Raw genomic sequence first — 23308 nt, forward strand, 5'->3', positions numbered from 1 at the left:
AAAAAAGTTGGACGGTGATGTCGAGAACCCGCGTCCAGCTCCGTCCCCGGGGTGAAGGCGGCCACAATGGGCCGCACCAGCGAGGAGGAACACGATGGCCAAGTACCTGCTGCTCAAGCACTACCGCGGCGCTCCGGCCCCGGCCAACGACGTCCCCATGGACCGGTGGACACCGGAGGAGATCTCGGCCCACATCCAGTACATGAACGACTTCGCGGCCGGCCTGGAGAAGACGGGCGAGTTCGTCGACGGCCAGGCCCTCGCCCCCGAGGGGGCGTGGGTCCGCTACGACGGCGAGGGGCGCCCACCGGTCACCGACGGACCGTTCGCGGAGACGAAGGACCTCATCGCCGGCTGGATGATCATCGACGTCGACAGTTACGAGCGCGCCGTCGAGCTGGCCGGGGAGCTGTCGGCCGCACCCGGGGCGGGCGGCAAACCGATCCACGAGTGGCTGGAAGTACGCCCGTTCCTGACCGCGTCGCACACCATCACGGAGTGACCTTGCCGATCGACGAGGCGCTGCTCAGGAGCCTCACGCCGAGCGTGCTCGGCATCCTCGTCCGCCGCGGAGCTGACTTCGCGGCGGCCGAGGACGCCGTGCAGGAAGCACTCGTCGAGACGCTCCGCGGCGGGCCGGCCGACCCGCCGCGGGACACGAAGGGCTGGCTGGTCACCGTGGCCTGGCGCAAGTTCCTCGACGCGACGCGTTCCGACGCCGCCCGCCGCCGGCGTGAGGACCGCGTGGAGGAGGAGCCGCCGCCCGGGCCCGCGCCCGCAGTGGACGACACCCTCCAGCTCTACTTCCTGTGCGGTCACCCCTCGCTGACGCCCTCGTCCGCGGTCGCGCTCACGCTGCGCGCCGTCGGCGGGCTGACCACCCGCCAGATCGCACAGGCCTACCTGGTGCCCGAGGCGACCATGGCGCAGCGCATCAGCCGGGCGAAACGCACGGTGTCCGGCGTGCGGTTCGATCGGCCCGGCGATGTCGCGACCGTGCTACGCGTCCTCTACCTGGTCTTCAACGAGGGCTACTCCGGTGACGTGGACCTCGCCTCCGAGGCCATCCGGCTCACCCGTCAGCTCGCGGCCGTCATCGACCACCCCGAGGTGGCAGGGCTGCTCGCCCTCATGCTGCTCCACCACGCCCGGCGTGCCGCCCGGACGGCGCCCGACGGCAGCCTGGTGCCGCTCGCCGAGCAGGACCGCGGCCGGTGGGACACCGTGTCGATCGCCGAGGGGGTCGGCATCCTCCAGGCCGCCCTCGCCCGCGACCGGCTGGGCGAGTTCCAGGCTCAGGCCGCCATCGCGGCACTCCACGCCGACGCACTCACCGCCGAGGAGACCGACTGGGTGCAGATCGTCGAGTGGTACGACGAGCTCGCGCACCTGACCGACAGCCCGGTCGTCCGGCTCAACCGCGCGGTCGCCGTCGGGGAGGCCGACGGGCCGCGCGCCGGTCTGGCCGCGCTTGCGCCGCTGGACGCCTCTCTGCCCCGCCACACCGCGGTGGCCGCGTACCTCCACGAGCGCGACGGCGACCTCGCGACGGCGGCACGGCTTTACGCCGAGGCGGCCCACAAGGCACCCGACCTCGCCGAACGCGACCACCTGACGCGCCAGGCCGCCCGGCTCAATGCCCACCGGCCCTGGTGAACGACCACGGCCGAATCGGTCCGGCGGTCGTCCACGCCCGCTGCCACGGCCTTGCGTCCGGGCCCGTCACACTTTCACGCCCGGCCGACGAGACCGCGTGAACGCGCACCACACGATCTTGCCGGGGTCCCGCTCCCCCACGCCCCACCGATCGGCGAGCGCGTCGACGAGCACCAGCCCACGCCCCGACTCCCCGTCGGGCCGCCGCACCGCAGGCACCCCGCCTCCGCTGTCGTGCACCTCCACCCTCAGCACGCACCCCTCCGCCTCCAGCCGCAGCCGGACCAGATACCCACGCCCCGGCGGCACCCCGTGCAGCAGCGCGTTGGTCGCCAGCTCACTCACGCATACCAGCACGTCATCGACCCGCGCCCGGAACCCCCAGTCAGTCACGGCCTCGCGCGTGAACTCCCGCACCGCAGCGACCGAGCGGCGTTCACGCCGGCAGAAGCGCTCACGGAGCAGCGGGAGTTGCATCGTCTCGTTCATGGGACGAGCGTCACTCTGTGTGCCTATCGTTCAGCAGTAGGTGAGCACGTACAGATCTCTTGTACGGGTCGCCGACGTGTGAAGTACGCACCAGGGCGGGGAGGCCGCACCGTATGCACCCCAGGAATCGGCAGCGCAGGAACGCGTCCGCCATGAAGCTCGTCGGCAAGCTGGTCGGCCTGTTCCGCGTCGCGGCGGACCTGACCCAGGCCCAGCTAGCGGACCGGGCAGCCGTACAGGTGGAGACGATCGCCTCCATCGAACAGGGCCGCCGCACATTGCTACCCGACCTGGCCCGGCGCCTGGACGCGCTGCTGGACACGAAGGGGGCGCTGGAGACGGCGGTGGACAACATGCCGGAGGTGGACCTGATCCCGGCTTGGGCGGAGACGTTCATCGACCTGGAACGTGAAGCCCTCGCTCTTTCCTTCTACGAGAACCAAGTCCTGCCGGGCCTGCTCCAGAGGGAGGACTATGCCCGCGCAGTCTTCGGCAGCCGAGTCCCCGCGTTCTCCGAAGACGAGATCGATACCCAGGTAGCCACGCGACTGGCCCGACAGAGCATCCTCCGCAGCAGCATTCCACCATCTGTCAGCTTCATCATCGCCGAAGCTGTGTTGCTGGACCGGCTCGGTGGCGACGAAGTCAGGAGGAACGCCGTGCGGCATCTGCGGCAGTGCTCGACCCTGCCCGGCATCACTATTCAGATCATGCCCGTCGGGCGACAATCGCACGCCGCGCTTGACGGCCCATTCGTGCTCCTGGAGACGCCGGATCACCAGCATCTCGGGTATGCCGAGACCCAACGTGGCAGTCAGCTCATTTCCGATCCTGACGAGGTCAGCATCCTGTCTCAGAGATATGCGATGCTGCGGACGCAAGCCCTGAATGCTGAGGACACCACGGGCCTGCTGGATCGGATGCTAGGAGACTGATGAGCACCGCACTGACGTGGTTCAAGTCCAGCTACAGCGGCAGCGACGGCGGCAACTGCCTCGAAGTCGCTTACGACTGGCGCAAGTCCAGCTACAGCGGCAGCGACGGCGGCGAGTGTATCGAAGTCGCCGCACACCCCGCCGCCGTCCACGTCCGCGATTCCAAGGACCCCGAAGGCCCCACCTTCACCGTCGCGCCCACCGCTTGGTCGGCCTTCGCCGTGTTCGCGGCCCGGAGCTGACCGGACGGGCAGGCGTTCAGGGGGCTTTGAGCAGGTCGCGAAGCTCGGCGACGTAGGTACGCACGTCCCGTTCGGCAGGCAGTTCGGCGGGGGCCTCCGGCGCCCCCTCATCCGGCTGCCTACAGACGCGGCAGAGGCCATCAGGAAGGGCCTCGGCGCGACCGGGCACACCGCACTTGGTGCACTCCATCATCACCCGCCCGACCGGCGTACCGGGTGCGGGCGGCACCGGGGTAACGGACACCTGGGGCGGGATCTTGTCCGTGAGACGGCGGCGGACGAGGCCGACCGGTGAGCCGACCCCGGCGGGAAGCCCGGCGACCAGAGCCTGCACGAGGTATTCGGCGTCCACTCCGCGCGTGAACCACTCGGCGGCCATCGGCTCCAGGACCGCACAGTCGGCGGCGGAGAGCGCCAGCCGGGCATCAACGCGGCCGAGTTGCGCCAGGGCCGCGTACGCGGGTGAGTGTCCTTCCGCGACCGGCTTCCGCTCCTGCGCCCTCTGCTCGGGCACGACCGGGGCTGCGGCAGGGGCAACAGGGGTAACGACCGCCACGAGCTCGGGCACGGCCGCCCGCTGGACCTCGGCAGCCATCAGCGCGCCCCACCACTCGTTGTCGCGCGCGGTGCGGGACCAGAACGTGCGGAAGACCCAGCGCACTTGGCCGCCCTCGCCGGTCACCAGGCAGCGCACACGGCGCAGATACCCAGCGACGGACAAGGCTTTCAGAGCCGTCCCGACCGCCTGCTGACCGTAGAGCGGCAACTGCTTGGCCAGCCCCTTGACGTCCATCGCCGCGCCCTCGGGGAGCTGGTCGATGAACCCGGCGATGTTCCGCTCCCGCAGCGGCAGCAGCATGAAGTCGTCGGCGCGACGCGGCTGTTGGTCCGGCGCGGATCGCTTGCCGTAGCCGGGACTGGCCATCGGATACGGGCGCGAGGAGGCGGGGGCGCTCGGGGCGGAGCTAAGGTGCTGGATAGCCACGGGATCGCTCTTCTCGATCTTGGGGTGAGACCCCGGCCTGGTGTTGCTAGCACCGCGTCGGGGTCGTTCTGTTTCCGCACCGTAAGCAGTCGCCACACTCCGCTGCAAGTCGGTCACGATTAGTCATACTTGCTGATCGTGACGGGTCAGGGAGGTAGGGGAGGTTTACCCAAACCCTCTTCTCCCTACCGGGTAGAAGAAGGCGCTCGAATCCCGAAGCCCGCATCTCGCCGCCCGAGTCCCGAAGCTCAAGCATCGGGCCGACGCTTCCCGAACGTCCCCCGGGAGAGTGAACACGCCTCTCCCGACGCTCGCCCCTCGAAGCCCGAGCTTCGAGCACCGGCGTCAGGTCATCGCCTCGTGACAGCCGGAAGCGGGCCACGACCTCTCGTGACCCGCCTCCAAGACTCCGCGCCGGGCCTCAGCGCCCGAGCTTCTGCGCGACCTCCGTCGCCCAGTACGTCAGGATCATCCGCGCACCCGCGCGTCGGATGCCCGTCAGACTCTCCAGGATGGCCGCGTCCCGGTCGATCCAGCCCTTCTCCGCAGCGGCCTCGATCATCGAGTACTCGCCGCTGATCTGGTACGCCGCTACCGGCACGTCCACCGACTCGGCGACCTTCGCGAGGATGTCCAGGTACGGACCGGCGGGCTTGACCATGACCATGTCCGCGCCCTCCTCCAGGTCGAGCGCCAGCTCACGCATCGACTCGCGGACGTTCGCCGGGTCCTGCTGGTACGTCTTGCGGTCGCCCTTGAGCGAGGAACCGACGGCCTCGCGGAACGGACCGTAGAAGGCCGAGGAGTACTTCGCGGTGTAGGCGAGGATCGACACGTCCTCGTGCCCCGTCTGGTCCAGCGCGTCGCGGATCACCCCGACCTGGCCGTCCATCATGCCGCTGGGACCCACCACATGGGCGCCCGCGTCCGCCTGGACCTGGGCCATCTCGGCGTACCGCTCCAGCGTCGCGTCGTTGTCCACCCGGCCGTCGTCGGTCAGCACCCCGCAGTGGCCGTGATCGGTGTACTCGTCCAGACAGAGGTCGGACATGATCACCAGGTCGTCCCCGACCTCCTCCCGCACCGCCCGCAGAGCCACCTGGAGAATGCCCTCCGGGTCGGTGCCCGCCGCGCCCCGGGCATCCTTCTTCTCGTCCAGCGGGACCCCGAAGAGCATGATCCCCGAGACGCCCGCCGCGACCGCGTCGACTGCGGCCTTCCGCAGCGTGTCCAGGGTGTGCTGCTGCACGCCCGGCATGGCCGAGATGGCGACCGGCGCGTCGATTCCCTCGCGTACGAACGCGGGCAGGATCAGGTTCGCCGGGTCGAGCCGGGTCTCGGCCACCATGCGCCGCATGACGGGGGTCGTCCGCAGCCGGCGGGGCCGCGAGCCGGGGAAGTTTCCGTACTCAGTCATCCTTCGAGACTAGACCCGCACACATCGGCGGTTTACCGACAGCCGGGCCGGAAAAACCGGCCTCGGGGCGACCGGCTCGCTCCCGCTCTTCCCTGAGGCGGGGTGATTACCTCATCGCCGAGCGCCTAAAAATCTATGGCGCCCAGAGTAGACATTGGGTGGTGGCGTGGTTATGGTTTATCTCGTAGCCCAGAGAGACAGCAGGGCCTGGCAGAGATGAACTGCCGGTCAGCAGTACCGCAGTTGCAGTTCGCATGACGGTGCGGTGGTGGAGTTCCGAAGCCAGGGCTTTCGCAGGACGGCGACGGGACTGACGACCGGACCGGGTGGCCCGTAGTGATGAGGGGCCGCCGCCAGCAGTACCGCGGTTCACGAAGTAGCAGTGTGCAAGTGCAGTTCGTCGTACCCAGCAGTGAAGTCAACGAGCAGCACCTCGGTGAAGGCGTCGGCTGCGGACGCGCGCACCGGGAGGTTCGGCAGTGGGGTTCCAAGCCAGAGCAGACGCAGGACGGGCGACGGGGCTGGCTGCCGGAGAGGGGCGCCGACACGGGCCCCGGCGACACCAGCAGTACGAAAGTGATTGATCCCAGAGGGAAGAACGGAGGAGCAGACGCCATCAGGATCGCCCGGGCGGAAAGCCTGAGCCCGGGTACCGCAGGACATCGATAGTGAGGTGGTCTCCGGTCAAGCAACCGCGATCCCCGCAACCCCGACAGCACTCAGGTCGGGCCCGCGGAAACAGAGGGCCGGCGCAGTATCAGGGCCGGCAGATGGTGTAGCAGTTCCTTCGGGGCCCTGGTGCCAATGGCACCAGGGCCCCTCCACGCGTTCCACAGAGAGGTGAGATGACAGCAGACGACTCGTTCGGCCGTCTCGACGACGACGACTACCCCGCCTACACCATGGGCCGGGCCGCGGAGATGCTCGGAACCACCCAGGGCTTCCTGCGCGCCATCGGCGAAGCCCGCCTCATCACCCCGCTCCGCTCCCCCGGCGGCCACCGCCGCTACTCCCGCTACCAACTGCGCATCGCCGCACGCGCCCGAGAACTCGTCGACCAGGGCACGCCCATCGAGTCCGCCTGCCGCATCATCATCCTCGAGGACCAACTCGAAGAAGCGCAGCGCATCAACGCCGAGTTCCGCCGCACCGCGGAATCGACGGACTCCACCACCGCACCCTGAGACGGGCGGACCGACCTCCCTGAGAGCTTGAGGCGGCCCCACCGGCGACCTCACGGACCGGGACCGGGCCCCCACGCAGAGGGCCCGGCCGCTTCACGAAGAAGCGACCGGGCCCCGCACATCCGTCGACGACCCTCAGGTCGTCGTCCGGCGACGCCGCGCACCCGGGCGCCGCTCGCTCGGCCGCGTCACCGGGTCACCGGCCTCCTTGGCCGCGTCCCGGCGCTGCGCACCGAAGTCCGCCAGCGCCTGGGCCAGCTTGTGGACCGAGGGCTCCGGGGACAGGACGTCGACCCGCAGGCCGTGCTCCTCGGCGGTCTTCGCCGTGGCCGGGCCGATGCACGCGATCACCGTCACGTTGTGCGGCTTGCCCGCGATACCGACCAGATTGCGGACGGTCGAGGACGAGGTGAAGAGCACCGCGTCGAAACCGCCGCCCTTGATGGCCTCCCGGGTCTCGGCCGGCGGCGGCGAGGCGCGGACCGTGCGGTACGCGGTGACGTCGTCGACCTCCCAGCCCAGCTCGATGAGCCCGGCCACCAGGGTCTCGGTGGCGATGTCCGCACGCGGCAGGAACACCCGGTCGATCGGGTCGAAGACCGGGTCGTACGGCGGCCAGTCCTCCAGCAGACCGGCGGCCGACTGCTCACCCGACGGCACCAGGTCCGGCTTCACACCGAAGTCGATCAGAGCCGCACCGGTCTGCTCACCGACGGCGGCGACCTTGATCCCGGCGAAGGCACGGGCGTCGAGCCCGTACTCCTCGAACTTCTCCCGCACGGCCTTCACCGCGTTCACCGAGGTGAAGGCGATCCACTCGTAGCGGCCGGTGACCAGGCCCTTGACCGCGCGCTCCATCTGCTGGGGCGTGCGCGGCGGCTCGACGGCGATCGTCGGGACCTCGTGCGGCACCGCACCGTAGGAACGCAGCTGGTCGGAGAGCGACGCCGCCTGCTCCTTGGTACGCGGCACGAGCACCTTCCAGCCGAACAGCGGCTTGGACTCGAACCACGCGAGCTGGTCGCGCTGGGCGGCGGAGCTGCGCTCCCCGACCACGGCTATGACGGGCTGGTGCCCGTCCGGCGACGGGAGGACCTTGGCCTGCTTGAGGACCTGGGCGATCGTCCCGAGGGTCGCCGTCCAGGTGCGCTGGCGGGTCGTCGTCCCGGCGATCGTGACCGTGAGCGGGGTGTCGGGCTTACGCCCGGCGGAGACCAGCTCACCGGCGGCCGCGGCCACCGAGTCGAGCGAAGTGGACACGACGGCCGTCGCATCGCTCGCGCCGACCTCGGACCAGCAGCGGTCCGAAGCGGTGCGCGCGTCCACGAAGCGCACGTCCGCGCCCTGGGCGTCGCGCAGCGGCACACCGGCGTACGCGGGTACACCGACCGCGTTCGCGATGCCGGGCACGACCTCGAAAGGCACACCCGCGGCAGCGCAGGCGAGCATCTCGGCGCCCGTGTCGCCGTCCAGGCCGGGGTCGCCCGTGACGGCACGCACCACCCGCCTGCCGCCCTTCGCTGCCTCCATGACAAGATTGGCGGCATCCCTGAGGACGGGTACTCCTGCGGGCGTTGACGCCACGTCAACAACCGCCATCTCAGGCGTGCTTACCCCTGCCCTTGCATGGCAGCGAACGACGTCGAGAACGTCCGGTTCGGCTACAAGGACGTCCGCGCTCGCAAGCGCCTCGACGGCGCGCAGAGTCAGCAGTCCGGGGTCGCCGGGACCGGCGCCGAGGAAGGTGACATGCCCTGAGGACAGGACAGGGAAGTCGGATACGACAGGGCCGGTGGGGCTCAAAGTGCTCGCTCCCCCATAAGACCGGCCGCACCCTTGGCGAGCATCTCGGCCGCGAGCTCGCGACCGAGGGCCGCCGCGTCGTCGTGCGACGTGGGGACGGGACCGGTGATGGACAGCTGCACCAGGGAAGTACCGTCGGTCGAACCGACGACACCGCGCAGGCGCAGTTCGTTGACAACCTGCCCGTCGGCCAGGAGGTCGGCCAGCGCACCCACAGGTGCGGAGCAGCCGGCCTCCAGGGCGTTGAGCAGGGCACGCTCGGCGGTCACGGCGACCCGGGTGTACGGGTCGTCGAGCTCGGCGAGCGCTGCGGCGAGGTCCGCGCTGCTTTCAGCGCATTCGATCGCCAGTGCTCCCTGGCCGGGAGCGGGCAGGACGGTGTCGGCCGGCAGAAAGTCGGTGACCTCGTCCGTGCGTCCGAGGCGGCTGAGCCCGGCGGCGGCGAGTACCACCGCGTCCAGCTCCCCGCTTCGTACAAAACCTATGCGCGTGTCGACGTTGCCGCGGATCGCGACGGTCTCTATCTCGAGGCCGTGCGAGCGGGCGTACGCGTTGAGCTGCGCCATGCGGCGCGGCGAACCGGTGCCGATGCGGGCACCGGGCGGCAGCTGCTCGAAGGTCAGCCCGTCCCGCGCCACCAGTGCGTCGCGCGGATCCTCGCGCTCCGGCACGGCGGCCAGGACGAGGCCCTCGGGCTGTGTCGTCGGCAGGTCCTTGAGCGAGTGGACCGCGAAGTCCACCTCACCGCTCAGCACCGCCTCGCGCAGGGCCGCGACGAACACGCCGGTCCCGCCGATCTGCGCCAGGTGCTCCCGGGAGACGTCCCCGTACGTGATGATCTCGACGAGCTCCACGGCACGCCCGGTCACCTCGCGGACAGCGTCGGCGACCATGCCGGACTGCGCCATGGCGAGCTTGCTGCGCCGGGTGCCGAGCCGGAGCGGTGTGTTGGTCTCCCCGCCCAGGGGTGAGTTGTCGGTCATGACCGCCCTCTATTCGGGTCGTTCAGGTCTGCCCGGGAGACGGCGGCCACCGTCTGCGGGTCGAGGTCGAAGAGTTCCCGCAGCGCATCGGCGTACCCGGCGCCGCCGGGCTCGCTGGCGAGCTGCTTGACCCGCACGGTGGGCGCGTGCAGGAGCTTGTCGACGACGCGGCGCACGGTCTGCGTGATCTCGGCGCGCTGCTTCTCGTCCAGGTCGGGAAGGCGTCCGTCGAGCCGCGCGATCTCGCCGGCCACCACATCGGCGGCCATGGTGCGCAGGGCGACGACGGTCGGGGTGATGTGGGCGGCGCGCTGCGCGGCTCCGAAGGCGGCGACCTCGTCGGCGACGATGGTGCGCACCTGGTCCACATCGGCGGCCATCGGGGCGTCCGCGGACGCCTCGGCGAGCGACTCGATGTCGACGAGGCGCACACCGGCGACGCGGTGGGCCGCACCGTCGATGTCGCGCGGCATCGCGAGGTCGAGCAGATGGATCCGGGCGGGCCCGACGGTGGCCGGACGCGCGTACTCACGGCGCGCGGCCCGGTCCTGTGCCGCAGCCGTGGCGGACCCGTTCTCCACCCACGCGGCGTGCTGGTCCAGGTCGTCGGGCGCTGCGGCGACGGGGGCCCCGGGCGCCGGAGCCGCCGTGTCGAACGCGACGCCGAGCGCGTCCGCGACGGCCTCCGCCGTCAGGACGAGCCCGGTCGCGCCCGTACAGGACACGACGACATCGGCACGTGTCAGTTCGTCCGCGACCGCGGACATCACCACGGCGCGCACCGTCGGTACGCCGGCCTGACCGAGGATCTCGACGAGTCGCTCGGCACGGGCCCGGGTCCGGTTGGCGACGACGATCTCCTCGACGCCGGCCCGGGCCAGGGTGGCGGCGGCGAGCGAGGACATCGAGCCCGCGCCGATCACCAGGGCGCGCTTGCCGGCGGCCCACTCCGTCACCTCTGCACCGTCTGCCAGCTGCTCGAGACCGAAGGTGACGAGCGACTGCCCGGCCCTGTCGATCCCGGTCTCGCTGTGGGCGCGCTTGCCGACCCGCAGGGCCTGCTGGAAGAGGTCGTTCAGCAGTCGGCCCGCCGTGTGGAGCTCCTGCCCCAGCGCGAGCGCGTCCTTGATCTGGCCGAGGATCTGGCCCTCGCCGACGACCATCGAGTCCAGCCCGCACGCCACCGAGAAGAGGTGGTGGACGGCACGGTCCTCGTAGTGCACATAAAGATAAGGAGTGAGCTCGTCCAGCCCGACCCCGCTGTGCTGCGCGAGGAGAGTGGACAGCTCGGCGACACCCGCGTGGAACTTGTCCACGTCCGCGTACAACTCGATGCGGTTGCAGGTGGCCAGGACCGCGGCCTCGGTCGCGGGTTCCGCGGCGAGGGTGTCCGCGAGCAGCTTCGTCCGGGCGTCGACCGCCAGGGACGCCCGCTCCAGCACGGAGACGGGGGCACTGCGGTGGCTCAGACCGACGACCAGGAGACTCATGCCGGCATCACGGCGGGCATGTCCCCGTCAGGTCCCTTCCGGCCGCCGGGAGTGGCGCGCATCGGCGGCGCGTCGGTGTCGGCGTCGTCGTCCACACCCGTCCTGCCGTCGGCGGCGGCCTCTTCGCCGGCCTTGCGCTGCTCGTGGAAGGCGAGGATCTGCAGCTCGATGGAGAGGTCGACCTTGCGCACGTCGACACCGTCGGGCACGGAGAGCACCGTCGGCGCGAAGTTCAGGATGGAGGTCACACCGGCGGCGACGAGACGGTCGCAGACCTGCTGGGCCGCGCCGGGCGGGGTGGTGATGACACCGATGGACACACCGTTGTCACTGATGATCCGGTCCAGGTCATCGGTGTGCTGGACGGCGATCCCGGCCACGGGCGTACCCGCCATGGCGGGGTCGGCGTCGATCAGCGCGGCCACCCGGAAACCACGGGAGGCGAAACCGCCGTAGTTGGCGAGCGCGGCGCCGAGGTTACCGATACCGACGATCGCGACCGGCCAGTCCTGGGTCAGCCCGAGCTCGCGGGAGATCTGGTAGACGAGGTACTCGACGTCGTAGCCCACACCGCGGGTGCCGTAGGAGCCCAGATAGCTGAAGTCCTTGCGCAGCTTGGCGGAGTTGACGCCCGCCGCCGCGGCGAGTTCCTCGGACGAGACCGTCGGAACCGAGCGCTCGGAGAGCGCCGTCAGTGCGCGGAGATACAGCGGAAGTCGGGCGACGGTGGCCTCGGGAATTCCTCGGCTACGGGTCGCCGGTCGGTGAGTTCGGCCAGTTGCCACGGTGCTCCTGCGGGATGAGCGGGGCTGCAGGCGGCCGTATGTCCTATGACCGCCCCGTCCACTGCAGGCTATGTCTTTGTGAACGCGTGCACAAAGATAGTGTCCGTTTTGTCTGGTCAAAGTGACCGGGGTCACGCGTATTCCCCGCGCGATCCCGGAACCGGGGACGCCACCGGCCCGTTGCAGACCCGAAGGGGGCAAGACGGTACACACTCCTCATGTCCATGCCCCCGAGACCACTCAAAACGCCCATGATGTTAACCGGGTTTCTCCGAGGAAGCCCCCTCACGTACGCAGCGCCGTGCGCAGCCTCGCCGGGTCCACCCGCCAGAAGGTGTGCTGCTCGCCATCGATCAGGACCACCGGGATCTGCTCCCAGTACTCCTTGTGCAGCGCCTCGTCCCGCGTGATGTCCTTCTCCACCCAGGACGCCCCGGTCTCCTCGCACACCGCGCTCACCACCATCCGCGCGTCGTCGCAGAGGTGGCACCCCGGCTTCCCCACGAGGGTCACCACCCGGTCGGCGGGCTTCTTCTTCGTACGACGCAGCAGAGCACTCATACCTTCATTCTGCTCCCCTCGCCGGACACCGCCGGGCACGGCGGGGGCGCGGCCGGGGCGCGGAATCACCCGTTTAACGCCCCGGTCCCGGAGAGTTCACGCCGCCGCATCCCGCCGGGTCGGGAAGTGCCGAACGGAATGGCTATGCTCACGACATGGCCGCTCTTGGATGGCTCACCCCCCGCAGGCGCCCCGCCACGGCACGCAGCGTGCTCGCAGGCGAGGCCGCAGCCGAGGCCGCGCAGAAGGCGGCGCTCCCGACCGGCACCGAAGAGCTGCCGGCCACCTCCGAAGAAGCACCGGAACCCGCGTTCCCGGTGGCCGGGGACACCCGGGCCGCCGCCTTCTTCGACCTCGACAACACCGTGATGCAGGGCGCCGCGATCTTCCACTTCGGCCGGGGCCTGTACAAGCGGAAGTTCTTCCAGCGCCGCGAACTGACCAGGTTCGCCTGGCAGCAGGCCTGGTTCAGGCTGGCCGGCGTCGAAGACCCGGAACACATGCAGGACGCCCGCGACAGCGCCCTGTCCATCGTCAAGGGCCACCGCGTCTCCGAGCTGATGTCCATCGGCGAGGAGATCTACGACGAGTACATGGCCGATCGCATCTGGCCCGGCACCCGCGCCCTCGCCCAGGCCCACCTCGACGCGGGGCAGAGGGTCTGGCTGGTCACCGCCGCCCCGGTGGAGACGGCCACGATCATCGCCCGCCGCCTGGGCCTCACCGGCGCCCTGGGCACGGTCGCCGAGTCCGTCGACGGCGTCTACACCGGCCGGCTGGTCGGCGAGCCCCTGCACGGCCCGGCGAAGGCCGAGGCGGTTCGCGCACTGGCGGCGGCCGAGAGCCTGGACCTGGAGCGCTGCGCCGCCTACAGCGACTCGCACAACGACATCCCGATGCTGTCCCTGGTCGGCCACCCGTACGCGATCAACCCGGACTCCAAGCTGCGCAAGCACGCCCGCTCCCTGGACTGGCGGCTGCGCGACTACCGCACCGGCCGCAAGGCGGCCAAGGTCGGCATCCCGGCCGCGGCCGGCGTCGGCGCCCTGGCCGGGGGCACTGCCGCCGCCGTGGCCCTCCACCGCCGCCGCCGCTGACACCCGCTCCCGCGATCCCCGTACACCTTGCGTGAGGCGCCCCCGTGCGCCTGCGCCCGTCCGCGTGTACGGCGCGGGGGCGGCACGCCCGGGACGTACGCCCATTCGGGAGCGGAACAGCGGGCACGGGCACCCATCGCTCCGGCCAGTCGCGTTGCATCCGCGCGACCACAACCCGTCGCCGCCGCAGGCACTTCCCGAAGCTATTCGATCAATAACCGGTCACGATGTGCCACTTGAACCGTCACTGAGAGGTTACGGAAGCGACGTAATCGATGATTTGAGCAACTGGGTGTAGCACTGCCTGTACGAAGCGTTATTCTCCTCAGACGCACAAAGAGCCCGCCACCCGCTACCACGAGTGACGGTTTTCGAACTGCACGTGATGGAAGCTCTGCCTCTGGGAGTCCCGTGTACCCACACGTCGGGGTTGGCACCTCGGGCCTGGCTACGCTGCGCGCAACGGTCCTCGACCACTTGCGCGGCTTCGTCCCCACCGCGTACGCCGTCCCCCAATTCGCCACCCCTGTACCTGCCGGTCCTTGTTACGCCTTGGCCGAACGCAGCGCGGCCGTCGGAAGACGCACCACCCGCGGCGCCGCGACCACGCCTGCCGTCCGCCGGCCCACAGCCGACAGCGACAGCGCGCGCATGATGGATCTCGTCGAGCGCGCGCAGGCCGGTGAGGCCGATGCCTTCGGCCGCCTGTACGACCAGTACAGCGACACCGTGTACCGGTACATCTACTACCGCGTGGGAGGCAAGGCGACAGCGGAGGACCTCACCAGCGAGACGTTCCTGCGCGCACTCCGCCGTATCTCCACCTTCACCTGGCAGGGCCGCGACTTCGGCGCCTGGCTGGTCACGATCGCTCGGAACCTGGTCGCGGACCACTTCAAATCCAGTCGTTTCCGGCTGGAAGTGACCACCGGCGAAATGCTCGACGCCAACGAGGTCGCGCGGAGCCCGGAGGACTCCGTCCTGGAATCCCTCTCCAACGCCGCTCTGCTGCAAGCCGTACGACGGCTCAACCCGCAGCAGCAGGAGTGCGTGACCCTGAGATTCCTGCAGGGCCTCTCGGTCGCCGAGACGGCCCGGGTCATGGGAAAGAACGAGGGCGCGATCAAAACCTTGCAGTACCGAGCCGTACGGACACTGGCCCGACTCCTGCCGGACGACGCCCGCTGACGTCACCCTTTGTGACGTGTCCGTGACACACCGATCGGATCATCCTCAGTCCGTAACCCAACTGCCGCGCCACTCGTTGTGCCGGATGCAGGCCCCCTGTCGCCGCACCTGACCGTTTCCACTCGCTCGATCGTGTGGAAACGCCTCGGGTCGGCAACCGCCCGGACCCTCAGGGGAGTCGACCGTCATGACGAGAGGAGGTGCCGCCAGTGATCGCAAACGTATCGGCACACCGGCGGGCGAACGCCTTCGCCCAGGCCCTGGAGGAGCAGTCCCCCAAGGGTGCGGCGGCCGTACAGCCCGAGGACCCGGCCCAACCGGCCGACCACGGAACGCTGTTGGCCCTGGCGAACGGCCTCGGCGAGCTACCGGAGCCGGAATTCGATCCCGAGGTCAAAGTGGTGCAGCGAGCCCAGCTCGTCGCGGCCATGGAGACCATGTTCGCCGAAGGCGGTGCGTCCACGGGCCCTACCGTGCCCGAACAGCGGAGCAAGGGAGCCCACCGGGCCTCCCCGATCCGGAGGCTGCGTCCACGCTCCCGCTGGGCGAAGGGCCTCACCGCGGGCGGGCTCACGGTCGGTGTGGCGGCGGGAGCGTTCGGCGGAGTGGCCGCTGCCAGTTCCGACGCCCTGCCCGGTGATTCCCTCTATCCGCTCAAGCGCGGCATGGAGGACATCAGCCTCGGCATGGCCGACGGCGACGCCGACCGGGGCGAGGCGTACCTCGACCAGGCGTCGACGCGCCTCAGCGAAGCACGCCGGCTGATGGAGCGGGGACGGTCCGGCGACATGGACCACGAGTCGATCGGGGAGGTCAGACGCGCTCTCGACGGCATGACACACGACGCCACCGAGGGCCACCGCCTGCTCCACGCCGCCTACCGGCGCGACGGCTCCCTCGGCCCGATCCAGGCGCTGGACTCCTTCTCCAGCTCGCACCGCGCGAGCTGGAGCAGCCTCCGTGACCGGCTGCCCGTCCAGCTGACCGACATCAGCGACAGGGTCAGCTCCGTCTTCGAGGCCATGGACCAGGAGGTCGCGCCCCTGAAGTCCCTGCTGCCCCGCACACCGGGCACCGGACAGGACGCGCCCCCCGCCGGCTCCACTCGGAAGGACCGCGACTCGGCGGCGCCGGACCGCAGGGCTCCTTCGTCCTCCGCGGCACCGGACGACAGTGCCTCCAGCAGCACCTCACCCGAGCCCTCCGGCTCCGACGGCAGCCCGGCCGACGGTCTGCTCGACGGCGGCACGGACGGCCTGCTGGACGACCTCCCGACGGACGGCACCACCCCGTCGTCCCCGGGCGACACGTCCGGCTCCAGCCCCGCACCGGACGTCACCCTGCCACCGCTGCTCCCGGGCCTGCTGCCCGGCCTGGGCATCGAGGGCGAGGACGTCGAACGGTAGGGGGAACACGCACACGGAGGGGGCCGTCCGGATCGGGCGGCCCCCTCCCGCGTGTGCGGCGAAGACACGCGTGCCGTGGCCGCGGCCGCGTCGGCGTGCCGTGGGAAGTCGGAAGGGATCAGAAGAAGACCGACCGGCGCTGCACCAGCAGCTTGTACAGCGTGTGCTGGATCTGCTCCCGCACCTGATCCGTCAGGTTGAACATCAGCATCGGGTCCTCCGCCGCCTCCGGCGGATACCCGTCCGTGGGGATCGGCTCCCCGAACTGGATCGTCCACTTCGTCGGCAACGGCAGCGCGCCCAGCGGTCCCAGCCAGGGGAAGGTCGGCGTGATCGGGAAGTACGGGACCCCGAGGACCCGCGCCAGCGTCTTCGAGTTGCCGATCATCGGGTAGATCTCCTCCGCGCCCACGATCGAGCACGGCACGATGGGCACCCCGGCCCGCAGAGCCGTCGACACGAACCCGCCCCGCCCGAAGCGCTGCAGCTTGTACCGCTCGCTGAACGGCTTCCCGATGCCCTTGAAGCCCTCGGGCATCACCCCGACGACCTCACCGGCCTGGAGCAGCCGCTCCGCGTCCTCCGCGCACGCGAGGGTGTGCCCGGCCTTCCTCGCCAGCTCGTTGACCACGGGGAGCATGAAGACGAGGTCGGCCGCGAGGAGTCGCAGATGCCGCTCGGCCGGGTGGTTGTCGTGCACCGCGACCTGGAGCATCAGCCCGTCCAGGGGCAGCGTCCCGGAGTGGTTGGCCACGATGAGCGCCCCGCCGTCGGACGGGATGTTCTCGATACCCTTCACCTCGACCCGGAAGTACTTGTCCGCGAGCGGCCGCAGCACCGACATGAGGACCTGGTCGGTCAGCTCCTCGTCGTAGCCGAACTCGTCGACGTCGTAGTCACCCGTGAGCCGGCGCCGCAGGAAGGCGAGTCCGCCCGCGATCCGCCGGTCCCAGCCGCCCCCCGGCCCCTCTCCGACCTCTCCGGAGGCGGCGCCCGCGGCCTCGGCGACCCCTTCCGGCACCTGGCCGCCCGGCAGGGCGCTCACGGGCGCGGGGCCGGCCGACGAGGGCCCCTGGGCCCTGCCGCCCGGCAGCGCAGCTCTGCGCCGGCCCGCGCCGGAGCGCGAACGGTCGTCGTCGAAGGGAATGACCTTGGCGTCCGCCATCGTCGGTCGCGCTCCTCTACCTGGCGCTGTGCGTCGAATGTGTCGTGTCCGTGTCCGCCGGTCCCCCGGCGATCGGCAGCTCGGCCAGCCTCGCGACCGCCCTGCCCACCCGCTCGGGAGGCAGCAGTCCCGGCCCCCGGCTCCGCGCGAAATCCGCGAACGTCCCCGCGGTGGTGAACTTCGGCCGGAAACCCAGTGTCTCGCGCATCTGCACGGTCGAGACCACCCTGCCGTGCGTCAGCAGCCGGATCTGTTCCGGCGAGAAGTCCGTCATGCCGACGGTGCGGAGCGCCGAACCCACCCAGGTGACGGCGGGCAGCAGCAGCGGCACGGTCGGCCGCCCCAGCCTGCGCGAGCACTGCGAGAGCAGCAGCACACCGTCGCCGGCGATGTTGAACGTGCCGCTGTTGAGCGTGCCGCGCCGGGGTTCGCGGGCGGCGATCTCCAGTACGTCGACGACGTCGTCCTCGTGGACGAACTGCAGCCGGGGGTCGTACCCGAGGACCGTGGGCAGGACCGGCAGCACGAGGTAGTCGGCGAGCGGTGAGTCCGGCTCGGGGCCCAGGATGTTCGCGAACCTCAGCACACACACGGCCACGTCCGGCCTGCGGCGTGCGAACCCCCGGACATATCCCTCGACCTCCACCGCGTCCTTCGCGAAGCCGCCGCTCGGCAGGGACTTCGGCGGCGTCGTCTCGGTGAAGACCGCGGGATCACGCGGGGCGGAGCCGTACACGTTGGTGCTGGACTTGACCACGAGCCGCTGCACCGACGGGGACTTCTGGCAGGCACCGAGCAGTTGCATCGTGCCGATGACGTTGGTCTCCTTGGCCGTCGTCCGGCCTCCCGCGCCGAGCGCCTTCGCGGACACGTCGAGATGGACGACCGTGTCGACGGAATGCTCGGCGAGGACCCTGGCGATCGCCGACTGCCGGATGTCCGCCAGGACGAACTCCGCGTCGCCCAGCAGGTGCCCGGGCGGGACGGCGTCCACCGCGATCACCCGGTCCACACCGGGGTCGCGTTGGAGACGCCGCACGAAGCGGCCTCCGAGCTGCCGGGCCGCGCCTGTGACGAGCACGATCTTCCCCAAGATCAGCGCCTTCCGTCGATCGTCCGTGGAGCGGGGTCTTCCCCTGGCCGTCACCGTAGTCGGTGGATGTTGCCCTGTGATGACCCCAGGCGGGCTTTACCGAACCGATGGCGGGAATTACACCGGATCCGCCCCACGGCTCCACAGCAGGGGAACGCGGGGCGGGAACACGCGCCGGAACGCACCGAGGCCCTCCCGCCAGGACGGCGGAAGGGCCTCGGACTCACGAACAGCGTTCGCTTACTTCTTGTTGCGACGCTGAACGCGCGTGCGCTTGAGCAGCTTGCGGTGCTTCTTCTTGGCCATCCGCTTACGCCGCTTCTTGATAACAGAGCCCACGACTACCCTCGCTCACTTCTTCTTCACTGGTGCGGGGCGTCTGGGCCCACACGACCTACGTCGGCCTAGCCTACCCGCCACCGGGTGAGGGGCGTAATCCGAGGGCGACCTCAGGCCGATGCCACCCCCACGAAGGACTCGCGAAGATACTCGTGAACCGCTTGCTCCGGGACCCGGAAGGACCTTCCCACCCTGATCGCCGGCAGATGACCGCTGTGCACCAAGCGGTACACGGTCATCTTCGACACCCTCATGACCGAGGCGACTTCCGCCACGGTCAGAAACTTGACCTCGTTGAGAGGCCTCTCACTGTCAGCAGCCATGACCCACCTGTACCTTCCGCACGAGACGCGCACCGGCTTCCCCTCCGGTGACTCTTCGTCGTTGTGCGCTCACTCCCCAGATTAGGGGCGGGTGATGCGAGTGGGGAAGAGGTGAGACGATCGGCCGCCTACCGTGACAGACACGCCCGATTGAGTACATACCGCGCGAGAGGCCGGTAGTAGTCCGGCCTCACACCGTCATCAAGCGGAACGGCCACGGACACCCGCCCCTCCGCCTCACCCACGAACAGCGCGGGGTCGTCCGTGTCCGCCAGCCCGATGGCCTCGATGCCCAGCTGACCTGCACCGCAGACCCATCCGTGGTCCCCGATGACGAGCTCGGGCAGCACCCCCCGGGCCTCCACGGCCTCCTCCAGCACCGCCCGAACCGGCAGCGGCGAATGGGTGTGCGCGCCGGTCGCACTCCCCGGCACCCGCACGCCCGGTTCGCGCACCAGCGCGACACCCCGTACGTAGTCGAGATGGTACGTATGTACCCCGAACCGGGTCGCCATGTCGACACTTCGGCCCTGCGCGGGAGTGAGGACCGCACACCCTGCCGCCGACAAGGCGTCTGCCAGAACGGCGTAGAACCCCAGCAGCCGGTGCGGATGCCCGGTGCCGAACAGCACCGGAGCCCGTCTTTCGGCAGCGCCCGCGAGGCGCTCCGCGAACACGTCCAGAGCGGCCAGAGTCCGCTCCGGATCGATCTCGTCCGGACCCGACACATGATCAGGATCGGCCGATACCCCGCACTTGTCGGCCATCAGCCGCAGCAGGTCGGTCTCCCCCCACGCACGGTCCGGATCGAGTCCGAGCAGCACACGCGGGTCCCTCGCCGCGAAAAGCCGATAGCTCCGCAGACTCGTCTCCCGCGGCGTGGCCACGGGCCCGGCGAGCCGGGCCGCCAGCAGATGGGCGCGCAGCGCTCCGGTGCTCAACACCCTCCCGATGCTCCCGCACGCGAGGCTCCACCGGGCAGGAACCCGTATACCGCGCCACCGTTGGCGTAACGGCGTCAGGCCAGCAGGCCCCGCAGCGGGAACACCGAACGCCGGGTCGCCAGCACCGCCTGGTCCAGCCGGTCCGCCGGGTCGTACCCGTCCTCCCACGGCTTCCACGACGGCGTACGCCCGTCCGTCATGCGGCCGGGCCCCAACTGCCGCGTACGGGCGTAGACCTCGTCCCGCCACGACGACGGGATCACCGACTCCGGATCCACCGGCGCGTGGGCGGCGATCCCCACGAGATGCGTCCAGGACCGCGGCACCACATCCACCACCGCGTAACCGCCGCCGCCCAGCGCCACCCAGCGCCCGTCCTCCGCGCAGGAGTGGGCCAGGTCGTGACAGGCCGTCATCACGGCCCGCTGGGCGTCCAGCGACACCGCGAGGTGCGCCAGCGGATCCTCGAAGTGCGTGTCGGCCCCGTGCTGCGTCACCAGCACCTGCGGCCGGAAGTCCTCCAGCAGCTCGGGCACCACCGCGTGGAACGCCCGCAGCCACCCGGCGTCGCCCGTACCCGCCGGCAGCGCCACGTTCACCGCACCGCCCTCACCCGCCCCGGCACCGGTCTCCTCCGGCCACCCGGTCTGCGGGAACAGTGTGCGCGGGTGCTCGTGCAGCGACACGGTCAGCACCCGGGGGTCCTCCCAGAACGCCGCCTGCACCCCGTCCCCGTGGTGGACGTCCACATCGACGTACGCCACCCTCTCCGCGCCCAGCTCCAGCAGCCGGGCGATGGCCAGCGCCGGATCGTTGTACACGCAAAAGCCCGAGGCGGCCCCCGGCATCGCGTGGTGCAGGCCGCCCGTGAAATTCACGGCGTGGCGGCTCTCCCCGCGCCACACCGCCTCCGCGGCCCCCACCGAGAGCCCGGCGATGAGCGCCGACGCCTCGTGCATCCCCGCGAACGCGGGATCGTCGACGGTCCCGAGCCCGTAGGCCTGGTCGGCGGTGCCGGGAGCCGCGGACGCCGCCCGCACGGCCGCCACGTAGTCCTCCCGGTGCACGAGCCGCAGTGTGGAGTCCCCCGCCGACTTCGCCGACCGGACGTCCACCGACCCGTCGAGGCCGAACGCCCGGACCAGCCCCATCGTCAGGGCGAGTCTGACCGGATCCATGGGGTGACTGGACCCGAAGTCGTATCCCGTTACTGCCTCATCCCACATCAGCTGCGCGCGCCCGCTCATGCCCGCCACCGTATCGGGCGGGTTCCGTGCCGAACGACCGGGCGTACACCAGCGTCGCGAGAACCAGCACCATGGGCACGAGCATCGCCCCCCGGTAGCTCCACGCGTCCCCGAGCGCGCCCACGAGCGGCGACCCGATGAGGAACCCCACGTAGTTGAAGACGTTCAGCCGGGCCACGGCCACATCACTCGCCCCGGGGAACATCCGCCCGGCCGCCGCGAAGGTCTGCGGCACGATCACACAGAGCCCCAGCCCCAGCAGCGTGAAACCGAGCATCCCCCACCAGGCGCCGGGCGCGACCGCCACCACCGCGAACCCCACGGCGGCCAGCACACTGCCGCCCCTGACCACGGCCACCGCCCCGAACCGCCGCACCCCGAGGTCGCCGACGGCCCGCCCCAGCAGCGTCGTCACCATGTAGACGTTGTACGGGACCGTCGCCAGCTGCTCCGAGCTGCCCAGCACGTCCTGCAGGTACTTCGCGCTCCAGTTGGAGACCGTCGAGTCCCCGATGTACGCGAACGACATCACCAGGCAGAGCGGCAGCAGCAGCCTGAACGGCACGGACGCCCCCGGGCCGGAGCCCTCCGCCACCACCTCCCCGCCGGCCCTCCCCTCCGCGTACCAACGGCTGCCGATGAGAGCCGCGGGCAGCAGGACGGCCACCGCCGGCAGATAGGACACCAGCAGCGACAGATCCCAGTGCGCCCCCGCCCACGCCATCGACGCCCCGGCGATGCCGCCCAGGCTGTACGCGGCGTGGAAGCCCAGCATGATGCTGCGCCCGTACGCGCGCTGGAGACTGACGCCCATCATGTTCATCGAGGCGTCCAGGGCCCCGACCGCCAGCCCGAAGAGGCCGAGCGCGAGAACCGCCTGCCACACCTCGCTCCCGGCGCCCACACCGAGCAGGGCCAGCAGCACGACGGGCTGTGCCCACCTGAGCACGATGCCGGGCCGCACCCGCGCGACCACCTTCTCGGTGGCCACGCTGCCGGCCCCCGCCAGGACGGGCACCGCCGCCAGGAAGACGGGCAGCAGCCCGTCGGATATCCCGTACCGGTCCTGAATGGCGGGGATGCGCGTCACCAGCAGGGCGAAGGTCACCCCCTGTACCAGGAAGCTGAACGCCAGGGAGGCTCTGCCGTACCGCAACCGCGCATCCGTCATGGCCGCGAGCGTAGAGTCCCGGTCCGCCGCTGGGTAGATCGGTCAGGCGAGCAGTTTCGGAAGCTGCGACATGTCGGAGAAGTGTCCGGTGACCCCGACGAGCCGGTCCGCCGGCATCATCGAGGTGAAGCCGTACACCTCCATGCCGGCCGCCCGGGCCGCCTCGACGCCGAGCGGGCTGTCCTCGATGACGACGCACCGGTCCGGGGCGACGCCCATCCGTTCCGCGGCGTGGAGGAACAGGTCCGGGGCCGGCTTCCCTCTTCCGACGTCCTCGGAGCTGAAGATCCACTCCTCCTCGAACCACTGGTCGAGCCCGGTCCTGCGGTGCCCGGCCGCGATCTTCTGGTGGCTTCCGGACGAGGCGACGCAGTACGCCACCCCGTCGGCGACGAGTTCGCCCAGCAGGTCCTCGACCCCGTCGACCGCGGCCAGCTGCTCCTCCTGGAACGCGGCGAGTGTGCGGCGGTGCAGCTCCTCGTCGAAGTCCGCGGGGAGCTTCTGACTCGTCCTCTCGTCCACCAGGTCGTGCACTCGGTGGATGGCGGCCCCCATGTAGTCCCGGAGGGACTCCTCGTACGAGGTGGGGTGGCCGAGCTCCGTGAGGTAGCCGGCCAGGACCGTGTTGGAGATCGGCTCACTGTCGACGAGCACGCCGTCGTTGTCGAAGATGACCAGTTCGTAGCGCATGGTTCGACCCTAGACGCTCCGAACGCAGAAAAGCCCCGTGCCACAAGGGCACGGGGCTTTCCCGGAATAATTGTTCGGCGGCGTCCTACTCTCCCACAGGGTCCCCCCTGCAGTA

Annotated in this window: 24 protein-coding genes; 8 read left to right on the forward strand and 16 right to left on the reverse strand. The window is 70.5% G+C overall.

The features are described 5' to 3' along the window. The first annotated feature begins 94 nt into the window (after positions 1-94). Together JOC24_RS24670 and JOC24_RS24675 are read left to right on the forward strand one after the other, a co-directional pair. Entirely contained in the window at positions 95-502 is a 408-nt protein-coding gene (locus tag JOC24_RS24670; RefSeq protein WP_205022576.1) for a YciI family protein, read from the forward strand. Positions 503-510: 8 nt separating this feature from the next. Continuing rightward, positions 511-1656, forward strand: a complete 1146-nt coding sequence (locus tag JOC24_RS24675) for an RNA polymerase sigma factor (RefSeq protein WP_205022610.1) — start codon at positions 511-513, stop codon at positions 1654-1656. Between the two features lie 66 nt (positions 1657-1722). On the opposite strand, the gene JOC24_RS24680 is transcribed toward JOC24_RS24675, so the two are convergent. Beyond that, positions 1723-2145 (reverse strand): ATP-binding protein, encoded by a 423-nt coding sequence (locus JOC24_RS24680; protein ID WP_205022577.1) that lies wholly within the window; start codon positions 2143-2145, stop codon positions 1723-1725. A gap of 152 nt (positions 2146-2297) precedes the next feature. On the opposite strand from JOC24_RS24680, the gene JOC24_RS24685 reads away from it, so the two are divergent. Together JOC24_RS24685 and JOC24_RS24690 are read left to right on the forward strand one after the other, a co-directional pair. Next, entirely contained in the window at positions 2298-3080 is a 783-nt protein-coding gene (locus JOC24_RS24685) for a helix-turn-helix domain-containing protein (protein ID WP_239580918.1), read from the forward strand. Continuing rightward, positions 3080-3322 (forward strand): DUF397 domain-containing protein, encoded by a 243-nt coding sequence (locus JOC24_RS24690; protein ID WP_205022579.1) that lies wholly within the window; start codon positions 3080-3082, stop codon positions 3320-3322. Before JOC24_RS24685 ends, JOC24_RS24690 begins: the two co-directional genes overlap by 1 nt. 16 nt (positions 3323-3338) lie before the next feature. Here JOC24_RS24690 and JOC24_RS24695 read toward each other — a convergent pair whose 3' ends face one another. Both JOC24_RS24695 and hemB read right to left on the reverse strand, forming a co-directional pair. Beyond that, complete coding sequence (locus JOC24_RS24695) at positions 3339-4307, reverse strand: MarR family transcriptional regulator (RefSeq protein WP_205022580.1); 969 nt, start codon at positions 4305-4307, stop codon at positions 3339-3341. A 421-nt stretch (positions 4308-4728) separates the two neighbouring features. Continuing rightward, positions 4729-5724 (reverse strand): porphobilinogen synthase, encoded by a 996-nt coding sequence (gene hemB, locus JOC24_RS24700; protein WP_205022581.1) that lies wholly within the window; start codon positions 5722-5724, stop codon positions 4729-4731. 845 nt (positions 5725-6569) lie between these two features. Between hemB and JOC24_RS24705 the strand changes: the two genes are divergently transcribed. Further along, positions 6570-6908, forward strand: a complete 339-nt coding sequence (locus JOC24_RS24705; protein WP_031098306.1) for a MerR family transcriptional regulator — start codon at positions 6570-6572, stop codon at positions 6906-6908. Between the two features lie 135 nt (positions 6909-7043). Here the strand turns inward: JOC24_RS24705 and JOC24_RS24710 are convergent, their stop codons facing one another. The 5 genes from JOC24_RS24710 to JOC24_RS24730 form a co-directional block, all read right to left on the reverse strand. Continuing rightward, entirely contained in the window at positions 7044-8711 is a 1668-nt protein-coding gene (locus JOC24_RS24710) for a bifunctional uroporphyrinogen-III C-methyltransferase/uroporphyrinogen-III synthase (protein ID WP_205022582.1), read from the reverse strand. Beyond that, positions 8708-9694 carry a hydroxymethylbilane synthase gene (gene hemC, locus JOC24_RS24715; RefSeq protein ID WP_205022583.1) on the reverse strand — a complete coding sequence of 329 codons (987 nt, stop codon included), beginning with the start codon at positions 9692-9694 and terminating at the stop codon, positions 8708-8710. The genes JOC24_RS24710 and hemC overlap by 4 nt, the downstream gene beginning before the upstream one ends. Beyond that, complete coding sequence (locus JOC24_RS24720) at positions 9691-11184, reverse strand: glutamyl-tRNA reductase (protein WP_205022584.1); 1494 nt, start codon at positions 11182-11184, stop codon at positions 9691-9693. Before JOC24_RS24720 ends, hemC begins: the two co-directional genes overlap by 4 nt. Beyond that, positions 11181-11969: a redox-sensing transcriptional repressor Rex gene (locus tag JOC24_RS24725; protein WP_205022585.1), complete on the reverse strand. Its 789-nt coding sequence runs from the start codon at positions 11967-11969 to the stop codon at positions 11181-11183. The genes JOC24_RS24720 and JOC24_RS24725 overlap by 4 nt, the downstream gene beginning before the upstream one ends. 285 nt (positions 11970-12254) lie before the next feature. Then, positions 12255-12530, reverse strand: coding sequence for a glutaredoxin family protein (locus JOC24_RS24730; protein WP_205022586.1), 276 nt, complete (start codon positions 12528-12530; stop codon positions 12255-12257). 155 nt (positions 12531-12685) lie between these two features. On the opposite strand from JOC24_RS24730, the gene JOC24_RS24735 reads away from it, so the two are divergent. The 3 genes from JOC24_RS24735 (at position 12686) to JOC24_RS24745 (ending at position 16221) form a co-directional block, all read left to right on the forward strand. Further along, positions 12686-13627, forward strand: a complete 942-nt coding sequence (locus JOC24_RS24735) for an HAD family hydrolase (protein WP_205022587.1) — start codon at positions 12686-12688, stop codon at positions 13625-13627. Positions 13628-14038: 411 nt separating this feature from the next. Then, positions 14039-14815, forward strand: a complete 777-nt coding sequence (locus tag JOC24_RS24740) for an ECF subfamily RNA polymerase sigma factor, BldN family (RefSeq protein WP_205022588.1) — start codon at positions 14039-14041, stop codon at positions 14813-14815. Between the two features lie 209 nt (positions 14816-15024). After that, a complete protein-coding gene (locus tag JOC24_RS24745) occupies positions 15025-16221 on the forward strand; it encodes a DUF5667 domain-containing protein (protein ID WP_205022589.1) in 1197 nt (398 codons plus the stop codon). Positions 16222-16339: 118 nt separating this feature from the next. Here JOC24_RS24745 and JOC24_RS24750 read toward each other — a convergent pair whose 3' ends face one another. The 8 genes from JOC24_RS24750 to JOC24_RS24785 all read right to left on the reverse strand — a co-directional run bounded on the left by JOC24_RS24750 (position 16340) and on the right by JOC24_RS24785 (position 23193). Beyond that, the gene (locus tag JOC24_RS24750; protein WP_205022590.1) at positions 16340-17386 is read right to left on the reverse strand and encodes a lysophospholipid acyltransferase family protein; all 1047 of its coding nucleotides are present in this window, start codon (positions 17384-17386) and stop codon (positions 16340-16342) included. Positions 17387-17402: 16 nt separating this feature from the next. Further along, positions 17403-18479 (reverse strand): NAD-dependent epimerase/dehydratase family protein, encoded by a 1077-nt coding sequence (locus tag JOC24_RS24755; RefSeq protein WP_205022591.1) that lies wholly within the window; start codon positions 18477-18479, stop codon positions 17403-17405. Positions 18480-18719: 240 nt separating this feature from the next. Continuing rightward, positions 18720-18818, reverse strand: a complete 99-nt coding sequence (locus JOC24_RS24760; protein ID WP_003948845.1) for a 30S ribosomal protein bS22 — start codon at positions 18816-18818, stop codon at positions 18720-18722. Between the two features lie 110 nt (positions 18819-18928). Further along, positions 18929-19141 carry a helix-turn-helix domain-containing protein gene (locus tag JOC24_RS24765; RefSeq protein WP_018525026.1) on the reverse strand — a complete coding sequence of 71 codons (213 nt, stop codon included), beginning with the start codon at positions 19139-19141 and terminating at the stop codon, positions 18929-18931. Positions 19142-19269: 128 nt separating this feature from the next. Continuing rightward, positions 19270-20085: a phosphatase gene (locus tag JOC24_RS24770; RefSeq protein ID WP_205022592.1), complete on the reverse strand. Its 816-nt coding sequence runs from the start codon at positions 20083-20085 to the stop codon at positions 19270-19272. A 74-nt stretch (positions 20086-20159) separates the two neighbouring features. Next, positions 20160-21332, reverse strand: coding sequence for an acetoin utilization protein AcuC (locus JOC24_RS24775; RefSeq protein ID WP_205022593.1), 1173 nt, complete (start codon positions 21330-21332; stop codon positions 20160-20162). Further along, complete coding sequence (locus JOC24_RS24780; RefSeq protein WP_205022594.1) at positions 21301-22503, reverse strand: MFS transporter; 1203 nt, start codon at positions 22501-22503, stop codon at positions 21301-21303. Before JOC24_RS24780 ends, JOC24_RS24775 begins: the two co-directional genes overlap by 32 nt. A gap of 42 nt (positions 22504-22545) precedes the next feature. Next, positions 22546-23193, reverse strand: coding sequence for an HAD family hydrolase (locus JOC24_RS24785; RefSeq protein ID WP_205022595.1), 648 nt, complete (start codon positions 23191-23193; stop codon positions 22546-22548). Positions 23194-23308: the final 115 nt, after the last annotated feature.

It is taken from the genome of Streptomyces sp. HB132, assembly GCF_016909575.1.
GTDB lineage: Bacteria > Actinomycetota > Actinomycetes > Streptomycetales > Streptomycetaceae > Streptomyces.